The organism is Terrabacter sp. Root181 (assembly GCF_001428505.1).
Classification (GTDB): Bacteria; Actinomycetota; Actinomycetes; order Actinomycetales; family Dermatophilaceae; genus Terrabacter.
Window position 1 is genome coordinate 312,968 of sequence record NZ_LMHU01000001.1, and the last position, 17,921, is coordinate 330,888.

Here is a 17,921-nt window from a genome sequence, read left to right on the forward strand (position 1 = left end):
AGAGCGCGGTGTCAACGGCGGGGGGGTTTCCACCGATCGAGGCAACGCCTGCTTGATTCTGGGAGTCGTGTTGTCCACTCGTCGTGTCGCCAAGGGACCCGGTCGCCGGCCGCAGTCAGGCAAGCGTGAACAGTTCACGCGGTTGCTCTCCAAGGGGTGGAGCGTCGCCGCCCGCCGTGAGGCGGGGTAAGTCGAACCACGGGAAACCGGTGGAAGAACGGCTACAACCTGTTCCGCCAGGGTGAGTTGGTCGGCTTCGTGCCGGCGCTCGACCGGTGGTGGAGCGCTCCGGATCTCTGCGCGTTCCTCTCCGCCGAGGAGCGCGTGGAGATAGCAGACCGGTTACGGGCCGAGGAATCGCTGCTCGTGGATGTTTGGCAAACCGCCTCCTCCGGGATTCAACGGGCGTAAATTTCACCAGGTAGATTTCACACGACGCCCGTGGAGGACCGCATGCCCGTTATCCGTTACCGCTGCAAGTGCCAAGGCTGCAAGCACGAGTGGACAAGCCACCGCGACAGTGGAACACCCGAGTATTGCCCGCAGTGCCGAAGCCGCATGATCTCTATGACGCCCCTTGTGAGTCAGAAGTGACCCCGAGCGAGCAAGACCGCCAAGTACCGACGGTTCTGTACGACGACGTCAAGGCGGCGGCGCGTGTCGTCGGGACGTCTCTGGTCCCATCCACTGACACCGATCAGAGTGAGATTGCTGCACTCGAGCAGGGACGACGCCAGCGCCCAGATGGGACTTTGGAGGAATACCAGCGGGTCGAGTTCCACCGCCGCTCGAAGTAGACCGCCGTGTGTGGCGCGTCCCTGCCCGCGTCAACTTGTGACCCGCCGCCTCGTGGTAACCGTTCAGGTTGCGGGTGCCCACTCGACCGGGCGTCATCGGCGACCTCGAGGATCGGGATCGGACGCTGCACCGGATACTCCTAGATGGCGATGGCCCGGATCGCAGCTCCGGACCTATAGGGGCACCACGCCGCCACACGCCGAGCAGGTACTCCAGTGCGGTGGTGGACCGTGATCGTCTGGGCGACCTGCAGGAACTGGATTAGCGCCAGTCGGTCCAGTCCCTGCGTTCGGCACTCGTCGCGGTGGACCCTGGGTAGGGGGCCTCGAGGTCGGTGATCCGGCTCCTCAGGAGCTTGAGCATCGTGGGTTTCCCTGCCATGAAACGACTTTAGAGGCTCATCACAATCCAGGGTGTAGTCGTGGTCTGAATCCGCCTGTCTCCAGCAGGGATCGTGCGATGTAGTTGGCGAGGTTGCGGAAGCCGAGTGCGGACCCGCGGAGGTGCTCGAGGCGGCCGTTGATCGCCTCCGTTGGTCCGTTCGAGGTGCCGGGCCGGGCGAAGTAGGCCAGCACGTCGGCTGCTCGCTGTTTCAGGGTCCGCCGCAGCCGGCGCAGTTCGGTCAACGCTGCCGGGACGCCGGCGCTGACCGACTCGATGACGGCATGCATCAGCTCGCGGCCGCGGTGCCGGTCGGGTTCGCGGTAGGCGCCTATCATCCGCTGGTAGATGCCCCAGGTCGCCTCGACCTCGACGTGCTCCTCGACCGCGAACAGCATCGCCAGCCGATCCGCCTGCGGTTGGTCAGCCGGTCGGTCAGCCGGTCGGCGCCGGTGTGCAGGGTCCGCCTCGCAGGGTAGAGCGGGTTGCCGGAGGCCACGGTGCCCGTGGAGGTCCTGCTGGACCCGGCGCCGGCACCGGTCCAGCGCGTCGCCGGCCAGCCGGACGACGTGGAAGGGGTCCATCACGGCTGCCGCGTCGGGAAGCTCCTGGGAGGTGGCGGTCTTGTACCCGGTGAAGCCGTCCATCGCGACGACCACCACCCCGTCGCGCCACGAGGGATCCCGTTGCGCAAGCCACGCCTTGAACGCCGCCTTCGAGCGGCCTTCGACCATGTCCAGCAGCCTGGCCGGCCCGGTACCGCAACGGATCGGGGTGAGGTCGATGATGACGGTGACGTACTCGTCCCCGCGGCGGGTGTGCCTCCACACGTGCTCGTCCACCCCGACGACTGCCACCGCGTCGAACCGGCCCGGGTCCTCGATGAGGACGCGTCTCCCTTCTGCCAGGACAGCGTCGTTGGCGGTGTTCCAGGCTACCCCGAGGCCCTCGGCGACCCGGCCACGGTCAGGTGCTGACACACGATCGCCTCCAGCGCCCACCGCAGCCCACGCAGCGACAGCTTCGCCCGGGGCTCGGCCGCTCGGGTCATGTCCTGGCGCCACACGTGCCCGCACCCGGTGCACCCGTAGCGACGGACCGTGACGAGCAGCGTCGCGGGTCGCAACCGAGCGGCTCGTGCGCCAGCTCCCGGGTGATGGTGTCCCGCGGAGCGCCCTCGCAGCCGCACCGTCGGCACCACTGGTCCGGCTCGACGACGCGGCAGGCCAGCACCGCACGGTCAGGCTCAAGTCGTTGACCGGTGACCGCGAGCCCGAGATCGTCGAGCCGGGTGAAAGTCGTCAGGTCAGGGCAGGCGAAGGTAGCGTCGCACACGTCGAGGTCTTCCAGATGGGCAGTGTGAGAACTTCCATCTTCGGGAGACCTCGACGCCTACCCAGCCAGCGACGGGCCGCCAACTCCTACACCCTCATTTGTGATGAGCCCGTTTGAGGGCCTGCATGACTGAAGGGCCTGCCGGCTGTGCGCTGTGGTCGCTACGGTTGTCGTGGAGAGGGATTCGCGCCGGTTTCTTCCTGGCGGTCATGTTCTCCGAGGGCGGCGCAATTGCGCCCGTGGCGTATTGAGTCAGAACCCTTCGCTGCGCCGCTGTAGCTTGAACCCTAGATCACTGCCGACATGACAGCGCGTAACAGCCCCGTAGCACCCCGCCCTTCAGCCATCGCGACGATCGTGCCGCCCCTCCTGATGTCACGAATGTGGTTGGTAGCGGCGTGCTTTGCCGTGGCCCATCCGATGACGACGATGTCGCTCCCCCTAACCATGGCGGTAAGTCGTTCTGAAGCGTCGTGCTCGTGGTTTAGTACCACCTTGGCCGAAGGAGCAATCTCGAGGATCCATGAGCGGGCCTTTGCGGCTGCACCCTCGTCGAGGGTGTAGATGCCGATAGCGAGTCCGTCCAGGGTTGGCGCTTCGGATGGCGGGTCCTCCGCGTTGTCGTCGAATTTCGCGTGCCAGACCTCGATCGGTTGGCTGGCCTCGCGGCCAAGGAGGCGGAGTAGAACCCTCTGCGCCTCACTGACTCGATCGGCGTACGCCGTGAGTTGCGAGTACAACTCGATGACGAACGCGTCGCGGCTGACCGGATCAGGTGCCGGGGAAGCAAGGGCGGCGTCCAGAATGTCGGCTGCCCAGTCGCATCGGCGCCATGACTTGACGCGTGTCCAAACGTCAAGAAGGTCTAAGAGGAGTTGTTTGTACTGCGCGGTCTCCATACCGGTGTTCAGGACGGTTGAAGCGAGATCAGATATCGCCCCCAAGTCCGTGGCTGTGAGGTCGGATTCATATGTGAGGACGGCCAGGAGCGCATTGTGAAGGGGCGCGAGTCGTGCGCCCGAGGCGCCGGAACGCTGGCTGTACGCAAGTGCTCTTGGCACGGCGTCAGCAACCAGAGTCATCTGTGCGGGTCCGCGAGTAGCTAGAAACAAATCCGAGAGTGCCCGGACGGCTTGATCGGAATCCAAGACCGTCGCCTGCCACCCAGCCAATGCTTCGTCCAGAAGCTCTATGGTCTCGCGGTTAGGGTCCCCTTCGAGACGCTGGAACCATTCCGTCCAATTACCTGGCAAGAACCTCGTCCTGCCGCGTAGTTCGTGAAGGGCAAGCCTGACGAGCGCGTCGTTGAGGAGGTCGGCCTGCTCGTCCTCAGGAAGCGTGTCGAAGGCTTCAACCGCGGCTATGGCCGCGTCTTGGGTGCCGATGGAAACCGCCGTGATAACGACGATCTTGGTGCGGACGAGCCCGGGCGCGTCTGTTAGCGCTGCGGTGAAGGCGGCGTCGAGGTCGCCCAGTTGGTACACCTGCAATGCAGTTCGCTGCGGCTGGGGTTCTTGGCGTCTGCGAGCCCAGACAGCTTGAAGCCAGGCGGAGACCTCGAGGCTCCAGGGGCGGGAAAGTACGTCCTCGGCGTACCCTTCGTTGGGTATCTCAGCAGTCGAGGCCGCGAGCATCTGTAGGCGAGCGGCCGATGGGTCATCGGTTGGGCTCAGAACTGTGAAGAGTGCGCCGTAGCGTTGGGAGACCTCGATCTTGAATCGCTCTATCGCCTGGTCGACGGGCAGGGCTTGATTGTCTACGACCAGGTATGCGTCGAACATCAGTCGCTGCAATGCGACTGTGACTGCGCGAGGACGGCGGATCGCGATAAGGGTGGCGAGATCTGGGAAGTTGGTTGCGTTCTGCGTGGTCTCGAAAGTAGCCACGAGTCGGAAACGGAGGAAGAGCAGGTTTGACGCCGTGAGTTGTCGATTGCGCTCAATCTCAGCGAGTGCCTCAACCGCGTGTTGGTGATGCCGGCCGGTCAAGGCAAGTTCGAAGTCCCGAAGGATGCGGCCGAGCGGCCGGATCCGCACCCAACTGCGTTGGGGTCGATGTGCCCAAGCGCTGTGGAGTCGCTCGAGGCCGGCACGAAGCGCTGCGGTATAGCCGGGCAAAGGCGCAAAGCGATAGACGCGTCTGTCGGGTCCCAGTTGTGCGATGGCGGCCTCGACCTTGTCGGCGATGTTCAAGGAGGCAGGTTCCGGGGTGAAGTCCGAGTATGGATCACCGGCCACAGCTAACAACTCGGCGCCCAGTCGTCGGAAGTCGGCGTAGTCAAATGTGACGGCGTACCAGGTTGGCTGTTGCTGTTGGCCGGTCCGCCGTGGAAGAAGCCACGGCCACGGGGCGCCGTCAACGATATCTCGGATCAATTCCTTGAGGAAGTTGTGCGACGGGTCAGCGAATGCGATTGCATGCGGGTCGATGTTCAGCGAGTTCGCAGGACCGAAGAACTCATCGAGGAAGACGACGCGTGCGGTCTGGTCGTCCACGGTCAGACCGCCACATATTCGGGGTTGGTCCAGCGATTCATGAATGCTAGTCGTGCCTCCCCGATCACTCTAGGGTCTGAGTCGAAGCGTAGTGCTTCTTCGAGGATGAGGATTCCATTGCGCGTGAAGTTCATAGAACCGCTGACGTACCATGCGGAAGAGAGGAGTCCCTTCTCATGAAGAACTTGTCCCGTCTTGGCCTGGAACCGCTCACCAACGTTTCGCAATTGCGCCCGCGCCCTCGTGGTTTCGATGAACCTCAGGTTGTGCGCGTCCGGGCGCGTGAGAAGGCGCACAGCGGTTCCACGTTCGGCCAATGACACGAAGACACGCGCCAGTCCGATCTCCTGCGTCGGCCATTCTTCGCTCAGAGAAGCGAACGCGTCGCTGCGATTGTCGATGACCGGGATATCACTCACCCACGGCGAAATAAGCCAAAGTTCCCTGCTTGGCGATAGTAACTCGGCTACGAGGAGCGCTGACAGGAGTCCTCGGATCTCCGCCTGCAAGCCCTTGGATTCGGTGAAAATAAGGCGAGTCATTGGGGCGACTCCGAGAGTTCCAAGTCGACGTAGGCAACATCGCTCCGTCGCCCAGTGCCCACAACACGGGGGTAGGCCAGTATCCACCCGACGTCGAGGGGGGCGGTTTGCAGTTCAACCAGGGCGGCCGCCAAGGCCGTTGTCTCGCCGATCGAGTTGGTCAGTCGCACCGCTCCGCCAGTTGTGAGCCTCTCGGCGACGATGCGCTCCCAGTCCGGGTCCTGAACATCGACAATCGCGGCCTCCGTTTCCGTCAGTGGCGCGAGGAGGAGTCGGTCCGTGCCAGAAAGGCGTTGGAAACGATTCTGCGCACGAAGTGCCGAAGCCCGCGCGTTTACTCCCCGGGGCCAAAGAGTTCCTAACATCATGGCGAAACGCTGCGCTCGGCTTGATTGCTGCAGGTTCGGGCCGGATAGGCCGGGAAAGTGGAGTGTGGTATCGCCACTAGCGATGAAGGCAGCAGTGCGGACGTCAATGTCCATTCCCATCGAGACCTCAATGCCTCTCCATGTTTCCATGACCGCCCTAGTTGTAGCGTCGGAGCGAGGTGAGGATCCTGGCCTCAGAACACGTGTGTTGAGGGCCGCGACAACTGCATGGCTCAACGTCATCCCTCGCAGCCTCAGTTCACTCAGGAGCGTGGAGGTCGCATCCCGGAGCGCCGCGTTGCCTTCCCGGCTGGCCTGACGAACACTGGAAACCAGGGTGGCGATTCCATGATCTGTGTGGGCCAATTCTAGGAAGCGCGATATCTCACGATCAACACCTTCAGCGTCCGTCTCCCGCAAGGCGGTCCCGACGAGTCGCCAGAACCGACGGGGGTCGTCGTCGTACCTGCGACTAATCTGTTCGATGAATCCGACACCGCCCGTTGACGATTCAGAGATCCAGACGGTCGGCGAAGAACCTTTGCCGAACTCATCCGCATCGCCTGTGTCGACGACCAACCCATCTGTGTCTATTTCGGGGCACAGTCGGGCGACGGCGTCCACGATGGCTGCCCCAAGAGTGCTCAGCGTTCGACTCCTAGCCCACGATCTTCCATATTCTGTGTCTTGCCAATGCCGAGCTTCGGACAGCAGGCTGATCAGAGCTTGCACGGTTTCGGGCACACGTGCCAGGTCGGCCAGATCCGCGTGCAAACGCTGGCGCTGCGGCTCCTCAGCCATGTCGCTATCCCTCTCTGGCTCACCAGCGAATGTTGCGAACGTCACCTCGAGAACTTCTGACATGCCGTCAACGACGTCGTCGACTTTCAGGGAATTCAGCGCGGTCTGCAGATCCCAGCCTTCAGTCGCACAACGTTCGGCGATCGCGGACAGGAAGAGGAACGCAAGCCAATCTCGTTTAAAGCTGTTGGCCTCCTTCGGAATTCGACTCGAGTCCCTGACGGACCAAACGAAGGCGTCGCTTACCGCTCCCCGGCACGCCTCAGGGCTGAGGCTCGTGGTAGACAGTTCGGTCAGAAGGTTGAGATCGACTTCGATGCGGGCCGCGTCTACCGTTATCTCAAATCCCAGGGCGACAGGTTCTTCCGTTTCGTTAACGAAGTCAACCTCGAAGCGTTCGGTGCTTCCATCCTGGAACTTCAAGTCTGCGTTGCACCCTGGGGCGAACCTTCGAGCCGTAATGTCCGTTCCGTCTGCGTGGAGAAAAAATCGAACATCTCGCACGAGCGTGCTCCATGCGGACGGATCGGGCACCGAAGCCATGAGCGGCTCAGCCTTAACGACGAACTCGCGGAGCCATTTGGGCGCGGACATAGATGAGTCGCGTAACTGTTTCGGCAAGTCTTCAAGCTTTAGCCTCAGGGGTCGAAGGCACTTTATTTGGTGCGGATGGCCATCGACGTTCCCGGTGAAGACGCCCAATGGTTCCCCTATGACTAGATCCGAGAGGTCCAGTTTTCGCCGATCCCCTGCTTGGAGTGGTACAGGGAGCCAATGACATTGCGCGCCGAACTCAACAGCGTAGCGTTTGGATGCCCGGCCTGGGATGAACTCGCTGAGGGCCTGGACGATGGGAAGTGCTTCTGCCTGCCTCTCGTCGTCCCTATGCGGAATGTCCAGCTGAACTTCGGGCACCAGCAGATCACTGAATAGATTCGGAGGAACGAACTCTGGGAGTGGCGTTGCGCGCCAGTCCCCTTCCAGCCTTGCCTCATTGCTGCCCCAACGACTGGCTAGTCGTCTATAGGCTGTTGGGACAACTTCGAGGAGAAGTGATCGCGGCCCTTCAAATACCAGTGCGGTTGCCTCATCGAGGGTCACCTGAAGGGCGCGGGACAAGTACGCGCACAGTCGATCCTGCTCATTCCGTTCCTCAAGCAGGCGCAGACATATCTTCTCCAGTCGCTCTTGGCGCTCGAGGTCCGCCATCCTGCCATGCTTTGCTGGTCGCGCGAGATCGTTCCAGACATTTCCTTTGAGTTGGGGGGGTAATTGTGTGGCGAGAAAGTCGAATAGGGCATACGTTGCCTGAATTCGAAGGACGTATCGGTTGGCGATGGGGAGAGGCAAGCGACTGAGGCTTGGCGAGAAGAGTTGTTCGTACGACTCGTAGGCGAGCCTGTCTCTTCCGTAGTCGCTAAGAACCGTCACGGTCCATGGACGCATACCGCGTGTACGACCTGCTCGACCACGACGCTGTATGAAGGAGGCGTTGTCGCGAGGTGCTTTGTGCTGCAACACCGCGCCCGCAAGAGGATCATCGAATCCAACTTCGAGTGAGGCCGTCGCGATGATCACGTCGGCAGTCAGATCAACGCCAGCGTCCTGCGAACTTGTGCGTCGGACTCGAAGTGAGTCTGTGTTCCCCAAGTAATGACCGATAGCCGTTGGGGCGTCCCAAGACTGCCCTGCCGCGACTCGCAGCAAGTGATTGGTGTCCGGTCGGTGCGGAGACCGCAGAGCGGCCAAGCTGCGAGGGAGCCTCCCGAGAGGCTTCTTTTCCGAAAGCCAACCTTCCGCGCTCAGGGTATCCCAGAAGAATCGATTGACACTGTCGAGTTGATCGGTGAAGGCGTACACGCGTTGGCCGTACATACCGCCACTTGTGGCGGCGGCGGTGTCGAGCATGCGCCGAAGCAGCATGAGGGTCTGAATACTTGTCGAGAGTTGGCTCGTGCCAGACGCTGGGTTACTTCTGAGTGCGAGTGAGTATTCCATGCCCTCGGCGATCATGTCGCCAGCGGTAGGCGACACCTCGGTCACGGCCTGTTCAGCAAGGCCCGTGAGATCGGCGAAGAAGCCTTGACCATCAATGAGAGTGGCGGACAAGCCCACGAAGGTCACAGGCGCGTTCACGGCAGCCCGCCACCGCCGCAGGAGAAGCGCGGTTTGGGCCCCCGTCGTGCCCGTGTACACATGGACCTCGTCGAGCAGTACTAGTCGGGGCGGTCGTGCACGACCGAGGGGCCCGAGACCAAAGACGTGCCGCGAGTACGAGTCCGTGAAGCGCCGGTTCAACATCTCCGTCGTCGTAAAAAGGATATCGGGGGGCGTCGTCTGGATCGACCGCCTCGTAAGCAGGAGTTCGCCCTCCTTGGTGTGGCCATCGCAACCCTCCGCCGTACAGGCCAGTCGTTCCCGCTCGACCCCTTGACGAAGGTCCTCATGCCGCCACACGAGTACGCCATCGCCGCAGTAGGGGCACCGGAGCATTGGGCAGACATAACCCTCCGGCCGCCTCACCCAACCGGGTGTAGTGGGTACGTCCTTCGCGCTAAGTGGGGTGGCACCGTATAGGGAAGCAATGCGCAGAGGACGACTGGCAATCCTTTGCGTTACCTCGTCCAGGCGACGACATTCGAGATACGCCGCTTGGAATTGATCCTTCAATAACTCGATTCTCGGATACAGGGCCATTACACGCGTTGCGGCCGGTCCGGACACGTTGGCTGCCGCCCAAGCAAGCGCCGGGATGTAGAAGGCCAAGGTCTTGCCACTTCCTGTGCCAGCAGCGACTACGGTACCGCGCGAACTGGGAGCCTTTATGTCGCTAAGGACTTGGGCTGTGGCGACCTGCTGAAAATCGGCAAAACGATAGTCCACCCCTCGATCGATCAAGGCCAGAGTTGCATCACGAACAGCAGTAGGATGACCACTGAGGGCCCTCGAGAGACCGGCATCGAACGATGCTGACGTGATGTGTCTCCTCGGGTAGAGCCTGGGCCCCAGTTGATAGCGGAAGTCGGACACCAGTTGCGGTGTGCGGATCCAGTCCTGGCCCGGGAACCACTGCCTGAGGTACTGCAGCAACCGGATCGTTTCCGCCGATCGGGTACGGAACAGAACTGGGGACGTACCGGGCACAGCAAACAGCAATGTGCGTTGGTGCAGGTCATCGATCAACTGATCGGGCTCTACAAACGGACCGGAAGGATCAGACGTGGCAAGATGCGCCGCCAATTCTCGCAGTTCCGCTCGAGAGAAGGCACCGTCGACAATTCCCCATGCGAGCAGTTCTGCTTCCCGTCGCTCAAGCATTCCCAGCAGTTGGGTGGCGAGATCCTCGCTCACGCGTCATCACCCGGCACAACGACGTAGCGATCGAGCAGTCCTTCCTCATCTAGCCAATGCGTAACCTCTGAGGACAGTTGAGATAGCGGGGCGCCGTCTGCGGCGCAAAGGTCCAGGAAGTCACGCACTGCGGGGGGCACGTGATCCAGATCAAACGAAGCCCAAAGCTCTCCTCGCTCCTTAAGCGTCTTCAAAAGTGCAGACACTGAGCCCGGCCTATCGGTCGGGTCCATAGCGCGCAGCACGGCGAGATTGGCATCGAGATGCTTGAGTTGCTCGGTCGACGCCGTGGGTCCGCCCGCGCGCCGCTCGACGAGTTCAATGAGTCCTGTCTGGGGCACGGGTACATGGCGGTCGCAGTATTCGCGCCAAGCCTCGCGCCCCCCAGCCCTGAGTTCGTTCGTGGCGCGGGTAGCATCAGCACGGATTGTTGGCAGGTCATGGTGTCCAATGACAGACAAGGGGTCTGTCACAGCGGCAGCCGCAAGGGCTTCCACCTGATGCACCGCCGTCTTCGCAGTCGGACTCACAAGTGGTCGCTCGGTAATCCCACCTTCCGCGCACTGCTCGGCGAAGGACGCGGCCGAGGCTAGTTCGGTGGCTAACGTGGCGATCGTGGAGGACACTTCGAGCACGCGGTCCCGCAGGTGCTTCTCACTGTTCAGTTGGCGGAGTGCATCTGACTGCTTGATGACCGCAGTCGCGACATCGACCAGGGAAGTCACAGTATTCCTCCTGCTCGGCGCATGGCTCGCACCAACTGTTCAAGCGCTGCATTATGACTATCTCCCACGCCTGTGCTTCCGCTTTGAGCGTTGAGCGCTAGTTGCCCTCGCTGGTGTGCTTCCCCCAAGACGTTGCCTGCTCTGATCAAGAATGTCCTGAGAGGTGACAGGCGGACCGTCGGCCTCGTCGCTAGCCACACCAGTGTCGCTCGCTCGGACCCTTCGGCATGGTTCTTCAGGTGGTCCTCGATGTCATAGACCGCATCTAGAGTACCGGCGCCCGTCAAGGCTTCGCATTCCTGTGTGAATTTCAGCATCTCGTGGCCTGGGTAGAATGTCTTTACGTCTCCTGCCGCGCGGGCCGCATCCGCCAGAAGATTGCCCAACTCGTATAGATCCGAGGTGCCGCCGAGCGCGCTATTGATCTGCTCCACCGCTATACGGATTTGACTCACTTCGAGGGCAATAGGTCCCGACCATTGTCGCAGCAAGGCCTTTGCATAGCCTGCCACGAACGGACTGGCCTCTTCGGCCGGCGCTGCATTATCGCCCAGGCTCACGAGATCTTCGATTGCCTGCAGCATGGGAACTGCATCAATCGCATGCGCCATCGCACCTCCCCCTTGGCGGGCACCATAACTCAGGAGCACACGTTCGATGATGTCGTTGCGACGCTCCTCAATGGCAGCCCGCGCAGCAGTTCCCGTGGCGCCGTCCCGGCCGATAGTTTCATGAAGGTGGGCCTGCGCTTTGGGGGTGAATGCTGCCGACAGCAAGTCGAGGGGATCGTCGCTTGCCGCTTCGGCCACCCCCATGAACGCAGCACCGACGACAAGGGCCTGCATGGCAGTTGCGAGGGATGCGCCGGTTTCGACGTCCGTGAGGCGCCGGCAGTGGTCAACCACCTCCACGGCCCACGAGTCGAGGAGGTTGCACAGCCGCCGATACGCATCAGGGCCGCCGGGGAACACCCATGAGCCGAGGGTCCGGTGCTGAACGATCGCTCGCAGGATAGCCCCGCTGATCTCACTTGGGCCGATCGACGTCTTCCACACTCGTGGCCCCGCACTGCGGCCTCCAGCTGCTTGGTCAATTTCGAAGGATGCCTGATCGATGGCCTCCCGGACGAAGGCCGCCCCCGGGCGCATGAGCGTGATGTCCCAGTCCACCCGCGTCCGCAATGCGTCCGCAAGGTATTGGCGCAGTTCCCTTGCAATATCTGCATCGAGCAGTCCATTTCCTGTCGCCCACTGGTCGATCAGTTCGATCTGCCTCGCTGACCGCTCGGACGAGCCGTCGGGCTTCAGTGTCGGCTGAGATGCCGCCTCGGTCTCGTGCCACTCCGGAGTCTCCGTCGGCACCTCCGTGATGATGGGAATGCTGAAAGCAGAGTGGATTCCGGGCGGCAGGTTGACTATGGAGTCCGGGCTATCGCCCCACAGGGTGAGAAGCACCCGACGGCGCTCCGGGCTGGGGAAGTCATTGACTGCCATCGACACGTTGGCAGGCAACGCCTTCTGCGGCCGTGCTGCGGAAACGAAGGACTGGCCGTACTCCTTGGACGGGAAAAGTCCATTCTTGATGTCGGCGGCCTCTGCCTCGATCGTGCGACGAATCACTTGGCCGAGCACCGCTCTAGGGTCGAAGAAGGAAGACGACGTCACCGCATAGACCGTCCGTTTGACGGCAACGTCATTGAATGGGTATAGCCCATATCCGTCGGACGTCTGTCCGAAACTCTCATGACACGGTTTCTTGAAGCCGCAGCCCTCGCAGGCATTAGGAATCCAGTCGGCGTCGATCCTCTTTGACCTATTCCACGCAGCCTCCAGTCCGGCCGAACCAACTCTCGTGGCGTTTAGATAGCGCCCAACGAAGTCGAGAGTTGTCCGCTCCCCCTCGGTATCACCTGATGAGAAGGGCACATTGAGGTCGTAGACGTGACTGGCGAACGCGGCGCGGGTCTTGATTGTGTCAGCCAATGAATCAAAGTATCCGCTTGTCACAGCCAGCGTCGTTCGGATCCCGCAGAGATCCGGCTCGTTCGGTCGTTTGGTGGGTTCGACGATGGCATCGAGCAACTCACGCTGGATGCCCTGCAGGATGGTGAAATCTTCAATCAACAGGACGAGTTCCATATCCTGCTTTGCAAGGGTTCGGCGTGTCTCCATCATAACATCGGTCAGGCTTACTGCTCCTTCAAGACCGAAAACCGTCTGGATGGCAGGGCCTAGCTGCGTGGTCATCATCTCCACGGCGATACGCGCCGCGGTCGGGTACTTCAGTGAGTAGTTTACGTCACGAGCGGCCCTGGCGGCATCCCGGTCGTCCAAGCGCGTGGGGAGTTCATCCGTCGTGAACTCAAAGGGTTTCTCGTGGTCGCCCTGACGCGTGCCACTGAGCGCGCTGTGTACGAAATGCGCTATCAGGCCGTCCTTCCTCAGGAACCAGTCGCGGAAGAACACGTCACGTAAAAGCACGGGGAGTCTGGTTTGGAGTTCGTCCTTGGTCTGCTGTGTGTCCGAGGTCGCCGGAGAGGGCCAGTTCGAGTATTCGATTCGATCGGCTAGGGCCGCAAGCAGCGCTGATGGAGCCGCCTTCTCGTCAAGTTTGGTGGTCGCTTCGTGGAGCGCCGCGCGCAATTCTGGAACCTCGTCCCCTTCCATCTTGTCAAGGATGAGTTCGATGACCTTGCGGAGGTTGGTGCCATACTTGGGCACATAGATAACCCGCCTACGTTCGTTCCCATCGCCGATCTTCGCCCCCATCCAGCGAACCAGGTGCGACTTACCCGCGCCCGACTCCCCCCGGATGGGGAGGAGCATCATCGACTCATTCTCGCGAAGGAACTCCTGCAGAAGTTCTTGCTCAGTGACGTATTTTGAGTCTCCCGAACCGGTAAACGAGGTCCGGATGATCCTCATGGGTTGGTGCGTTGCAAGGAACACAGCATCGGAAGGTGACACCGCGTCCACAAAGACCGTCTTCTCGACCTCACTGGGGTTCCAGCACAGGTACTGGCTAAACGACTCACTGACAGTCATGCGAGCACCACCCTTGAAACGACTTTGCCATGTCCAATTGGGTTCGCGAGGGCCATAACGTCCGGGGAGTCCGCTCTTGGTTCAAGGCTGAGCGTTCCTTCGTCGGAGAGGCGTTGCAGGGCGTGTGACAGGGCTGGGGAAAGTCGTTCCCTCGACACTGGGTTCATACCCTGGGCCATCCTCTGTGTGACCACTTCTTGCAGACGGCCGCCGTCCAACACAGGCAACTCGTTGGTCAGCTGCTTGACGAAGTTGCGGACACTCAATGTCGCTGGCCTTGCCATCGAGTGCACGACGTCCCGAATGGCTACGGTCGGATCCGGCACGAGCATCTCTTCTCGGCCACCCGTGGTATCCGTTGTCGCCAGGCCCAGAAACACTGCCCATCGCTGAAACGCATTCCAGCGGATCCCGGTGTTGAACAACGCGACCTTCTTGCCGTCTGCTGCTTTGCCCATCGTGCCAACATCGGGAAACTGGCGCGCTTGCTCGTGGAAAGCGCTTCTTGTTGGGTCTTCGGCGCTGAAGCGTCCGGGCGGGGCCCACACGTCCTGGACGAGAAACCACGAGACCGCGCGTGTGAAGTCACGCATGTCCCGGTCCGACGCCCAAAGGTCCAACTTCTCACCGCCGTTTTGGCGGTCCGAAAGGATCTGTGACCGCAGATGGCCCCTCAGCACAGCGACGTCCTCGTCGGTCTGGCTTGCCCTGGGAAGTGCCCGGTCTAGCGTCAATCGGGACTCATTGTCAACGAGGATGGTGCCCAACGCCCTCATTAGTGACACCGTCTCGTCAACCGCTCGTGTGCCCGCCGTTTCCTCTTCAGAGGCCTCACTGGAAGTGGGTGGCGAGATGGCGGTCGGCGCGACTGCACGCGCGAGGTCCGATTCCGTGACTGCATCAGTCGCGTACGACAAGTACCGATACACAACTAGAGCAACGCTCGGGAGCGCATTCGGACGATTTATGAGAGTCACTAGTGGCCCCTGACTAGAGTGGAAAGCGAAATTTGAGGAAAGCGTCGAACCACGGCTAATTGAGACGGCGCGTCGGGGTCTTCCACATCCTTGGGCAGGATGAATACGGTCGGTCTCCGTAGTCGCGCATTCCACAGCCATGACGGCAACTCATTCACGTCATCCAAAGGCCCGAGGAAGGCCGCCGTCGCCACCGGAGGGAGGTCATCGCGCACACAATTTCGGTAGTCGTGGAGGAAGACGAACCGTTCTGGCACGTGGACATGGGCACGCTGGAATTGGCCCATCCCGAGCAGTCGGCCGGATGCGATTAGGGTGCGCACACCGTGCCTCATGAGAGTCGGGATGAGTGTCTCGAGGAGGTCGACCCAGTCCTGCAGTTGCGCGGGTGATCTCGGCCGGTCGTAAAAGGTGAATAGTCGACCCTCGTTTCCTGCCCGCTCTGAGAGCCACTCCGCGACGGGGCCGACGAAGGGAATAGTTGGGGGAGTCGGGGTACCCGATGTCCAAGACCCTGGGTGGCCACAGTAGTCACATACCCCGCACGCCTTAACCGGGAAATGACCCTCGCCGTGCCGCGCAGGCATTGGCGGTAGCGTGTAAGTGTCGAGGAGCAGGTCACACACTTTCGACTGCCCGGTGAGAGCCTCTAGCATGCCAGTCAAGTTGATCCGGTCCCTGCGACGCGTCTCGGTCGCCACCTGGGCGACGGCCTTCCCCCATTCGTCGGCCGTGATCGACCCATGTCTTAGCCGGATTACGGCGGTCCCCAGGTACTCGCTCCAGGCGTCTTCGCGCTTCGTCTCCCATTCAGATTCGCTCTCTCCGGCACGGCGGTTTGGCGGGGTGTCGGCATCGAACTCGATGAGTCCGGCGCGCACCATCAGGGCCATCGTCCGTTCGTTCCACTCAACATTTCGATCGGAGGAGGCGAAGAGGCCAGGCCTGCCGCTCCGCGTTTCAGTTCTAAGGGCGTCGAGTCGTACTCGTGCGCGTCCGTCGGGTGCAGATCCACCCGCCGACGCCCAAAGAGCCTCCCAGCGGGGATAGCCGACTTCTTCCGAGATTAGGGTTGTGCTGGCAAGACTACTAGCCACTGCCCGATCGCCTGGTTCATACAGTGTCAGAGAGACTGAGGGATTGCCGTCGCGGCCCCCGCGACCCACCTCTTGATAGAAGCGATCTACGGTCTCCGGGATGCACGCGTGGATAACCGTCCGGACGTCACTTTGGTCGATTCCTAGCCCGAAGGCGGACGTGCCAACAACGATGTCGTACTCGGTCCGTTTTACGCCCCGTCTGGTGTATGAACCCTGAAAGCGCTGCAGGACGTCCTGTCGGACCTCGCCCTGGGTATCTCCGGTCAGGAGCCCCACGCGCGCATACCCCTCGTCACGCAGTCGTTCAACCCAATAGGCGGCATCCGATTTGCGGGCGGTGTAAATGATCATAGGGCGCGGCAGGTGAGCGACAGCCTCTGCTAGTCGCACTGCGCGCTGAGTGGAATCGACACAGGCGGAGGCCCAGTAATCTGGCTCACGACGCAGTGTTGACGAAGAAATGATTTCGAAGGGACCTGGCTCGTCAAACAACTGGCCGAGGAGTTCTACAGAAGACCTGCCAAGAGTGCCCGAAAGTAGCACTGTTTTGAAGAGCGCGTACCCGTTGGCGGCGGCCTCTCGAAGCAGGTGCCTCCTGAGCCCGCTCAGCTGTTGGAAGGCAGGTCGGAAGTCGCTACCCCACTGCTCGACAAGGTGCGCCTCATCGATTACGAACAGGCGCAATCGTCCCGTTTGTGCCGCCACTGTCAGGGCATGTGATAAGCCTGCAATGGCCGACTCAGGGTTGAGTAACACCAGTGTCTGCGAGCCGTCCAGGATTCCTCGCCGGATACGCTCCCGATCTGCATCAGATTTTCCGCCGACGTAAGCGAGCGCGCGTTGGTAGGTCGGCTCGTCCAGCGCCTGCAACCGCGCTTCTTGGTCTAGGGCAAGGCTCACGGTAGGGACGACGAAGAGTGTCAGGCCGCCATGCCTGGCCTCAAGGGTCGCGGGGATGGTTGCGACCGCGGACTTGCCCTCACCTGTGGGCAGGTTGATTAGCGTTGTCGAACCGGGCGGCGCAAGGAGAACCGCGCGGAGCGCTTGCCGCTGCCCGGCCGACGTATATCTCTGGTACTGGCCGAGGCTTGCCGCCTCCAGATAGGGGTCGCCTGGCATTGTGAGATCGGGACGGCGCCGATGCCTCATGTCGCCTGCTGCGAACGCTTCCTTGCCGATCGGAAGTCCTCCGGAGTGCGCAAGCCAGTCCGGCATCCATGGCCCCGCGGAGACCTCTAGTCTGCCAGGACCGGCGTCGACCGCGTGACACCCGACGACACCCCAGTGGTGGTGAGTCGGCCATCTTGGTCCGCTCGGGACGACCAAGGTGAAGGGCGCATTATGTCTCGCCTCTTGCGCAAGGAGTGCATGCCTGACGAGGGTGGCCACGTCGAGCGGGCCCACCAGTGCAAGGTCAGCCAGGCCATCACTACCCTCGACTGCGTCCAAGAGTCGCCGGTGGGGTCCGAACGCGAACGTCATGCGTGGGAGGGGCGAGGGCCAGTCTCGAAGCCATGTGCGCAGAACGAGGAACTCCGAAGAGGGATCAGTGCGCTGCCCCGCGTTGGTCTCGTCCATTGCGTTTCCTCCCCTTTCGACTCGGTAGCGAATGTACCGAATCCGGCGCCAGGTACACACGGTGGTGTCAGCTACAACTCCAAACGCTCCGGTCACGGCCATCTGGCGGCCGGTGGCGGACATGCGTTCCGCGCTTTGCGGGCATAGGAACTGCACGACGCGACGTAGTCTCCTTGTCGACGGTCCAAGATTTACGCCCCTTCCTGGGGTTCGATGAGCGGTGCAGAAGCGCGCCAGCACAAACCAACCACGGGAGCCACGCACTTCGTCCACCGTGAGCGCGTGCACCACATGACTCCCAAACCCGTCGATTTCGACCCGTCCCAGAGCGGACCGCATCATGCCCGAGGAACGCTCCGCCGAGTGTTGAAGATGCTCACTCGGTGTTATCCGGCACAAGCCCATGTCCTCACTCGCGCCACTGCG

8 protein-coding genes are annotated in these 17,921 nt (G+C 61.8%); all 8 read right to left on the minus strand.

Annotation, left to right across the window (positions count from 1 at the left end; genetic code table 11):
* Nucleotides 1–1,199 precede the first annotated feature (1,199 nt).
* Complete coding sequence (locus ASD90_RS01425; protein WP_369793577.1) at nt 1,200–2,417, minus strand: ISL3 family transposase; 1,218 nt, start codon at nt 2,415–2,417, stop codon at nt 1,200–1,202.
* A 384-nt stretch (nt 2,418–2,801) separates the two neighbouring features.
* Nucleotides 2,802–5,009 (minus strand): protein DpdD, encoded by a 2,208-nt coding sequence (gene dpdD / locus ASD90_RS01430; RefSeq protein WP_082588407.1) that lies wholly within the window; start codon nt 5,007–5,009, stop codon nt 2,802–2,804.
* A 2-nt stretch (nt 5,010–5,011) separates the two neighbouring features.
* Nucleotides 5,012–5,551, minus strand: a complete 540-nt coding sequence (dpdK, locus tag ASD90_RS22735) for a phospholipase D-like domain-containing protein DpdK (RefSeq protein WP_082588408.1) — start codon at nt 5,549–5,551, stop codon at nt 5,012–5,014.
* Entirely contained in the window at nt 5,548–10,038 is a 4,491-nt protein-coding gene (gene dpdJ / locus ASD90_RS24585; RefSeq protein ID WP_304437897.1) for a protein DpdJ, read from the minus strand. The genes dpdK and dpdJ overlap by 4 nt, the downstream gene beginning before the upstream one ends.
* A gap of 29 nt (nt 10,039–10,067) precedes the next feature.
* Nucleotides 10,068–10,796, minus strand: coding sequence for a hypothetical protein (locus tag ASD90_RS23290; RefSeq protein WP_157622931.1), 729 nt, complete (start codon nt 10,794–10,796; stop codon nt 10,068–10,070).
* Nucleotides 10,793–13,840 (minus strand): protein DpdH, encoded by a 3,048-nt coding sequence (gene dpdH, locus ASD90_RS01440; RefSeq protein WP_056750643.1) that lies wholly within the window; start codon nt 13,838–13,840, stop codon nt 10,793–10,795. The genes ASD90_RS23290 and dpdH overlap by 4 nt, the downstream gene beginning before the upstream one ends.
* The gene (gene dpdG / locus ASD90_RS24590) at nt 13,837–14,817 is read right to left on the minus strand and encodes a protein DpdG (RefSeq protein WP_304437893.1); all 981 of its coding nucleotides are present in this window, start codon (nt 14,815–14,817) and stop codon (nt 13,837–13,839) included. The genes dpdH and dpdG overlap by 4 nt, the downstream gene beginning before the upstream one ends.
* On the minus strand, nt 14,817–17,495 hold the full coding sequence (gene dpdF / locus ASD90_RS22745; RefSeq protein ID WP_162260163.1) for a protein DpdF: 2,679 nt from the start codon (nt 17,493–17,495) through the stop codon (nt 14,817–14,819). The genes dpdG and dpdF overlap by 1 nt, the downstream gene beginning before the upstream one ends.
* Between the last annotated feature and the right edge of the window lie 426 nt (nt 17,496–17,921).

What these genes read in the sequence shown, in the direction of transcription:
- dpdK (WP_082588408.1), bottom strand. Translation starts at nt 5,551, where the DNA reads ATGACTCGCCTTATTTTCACCGAATCCAAGGGCTTGCAGGCGGAGATC.
- dpdJ (WP_304437897.1), bottom strand. Translation starts at nt 10,038, where the DNA reads ATGCTTGAGCGACGGGAAGCAGAACTGCTCGCATGGGGAATTGTCGAC.
- dpdH (WP_056750643.1), bottom strand. Translation starts at nt 13,840, where the DNA reads ATGACTGTCAGTGAGTCGTTTAGCCAGTACCTGTGCTGGAACCCCAGT.
- dpdF (WP_162260163.1), bottom strand. Translation starts at nt 17,495, where the DNA reads ATGGACGAGACCAACGCGGGGCAGCGCACTGATCCCTCTTCGGAGTTC.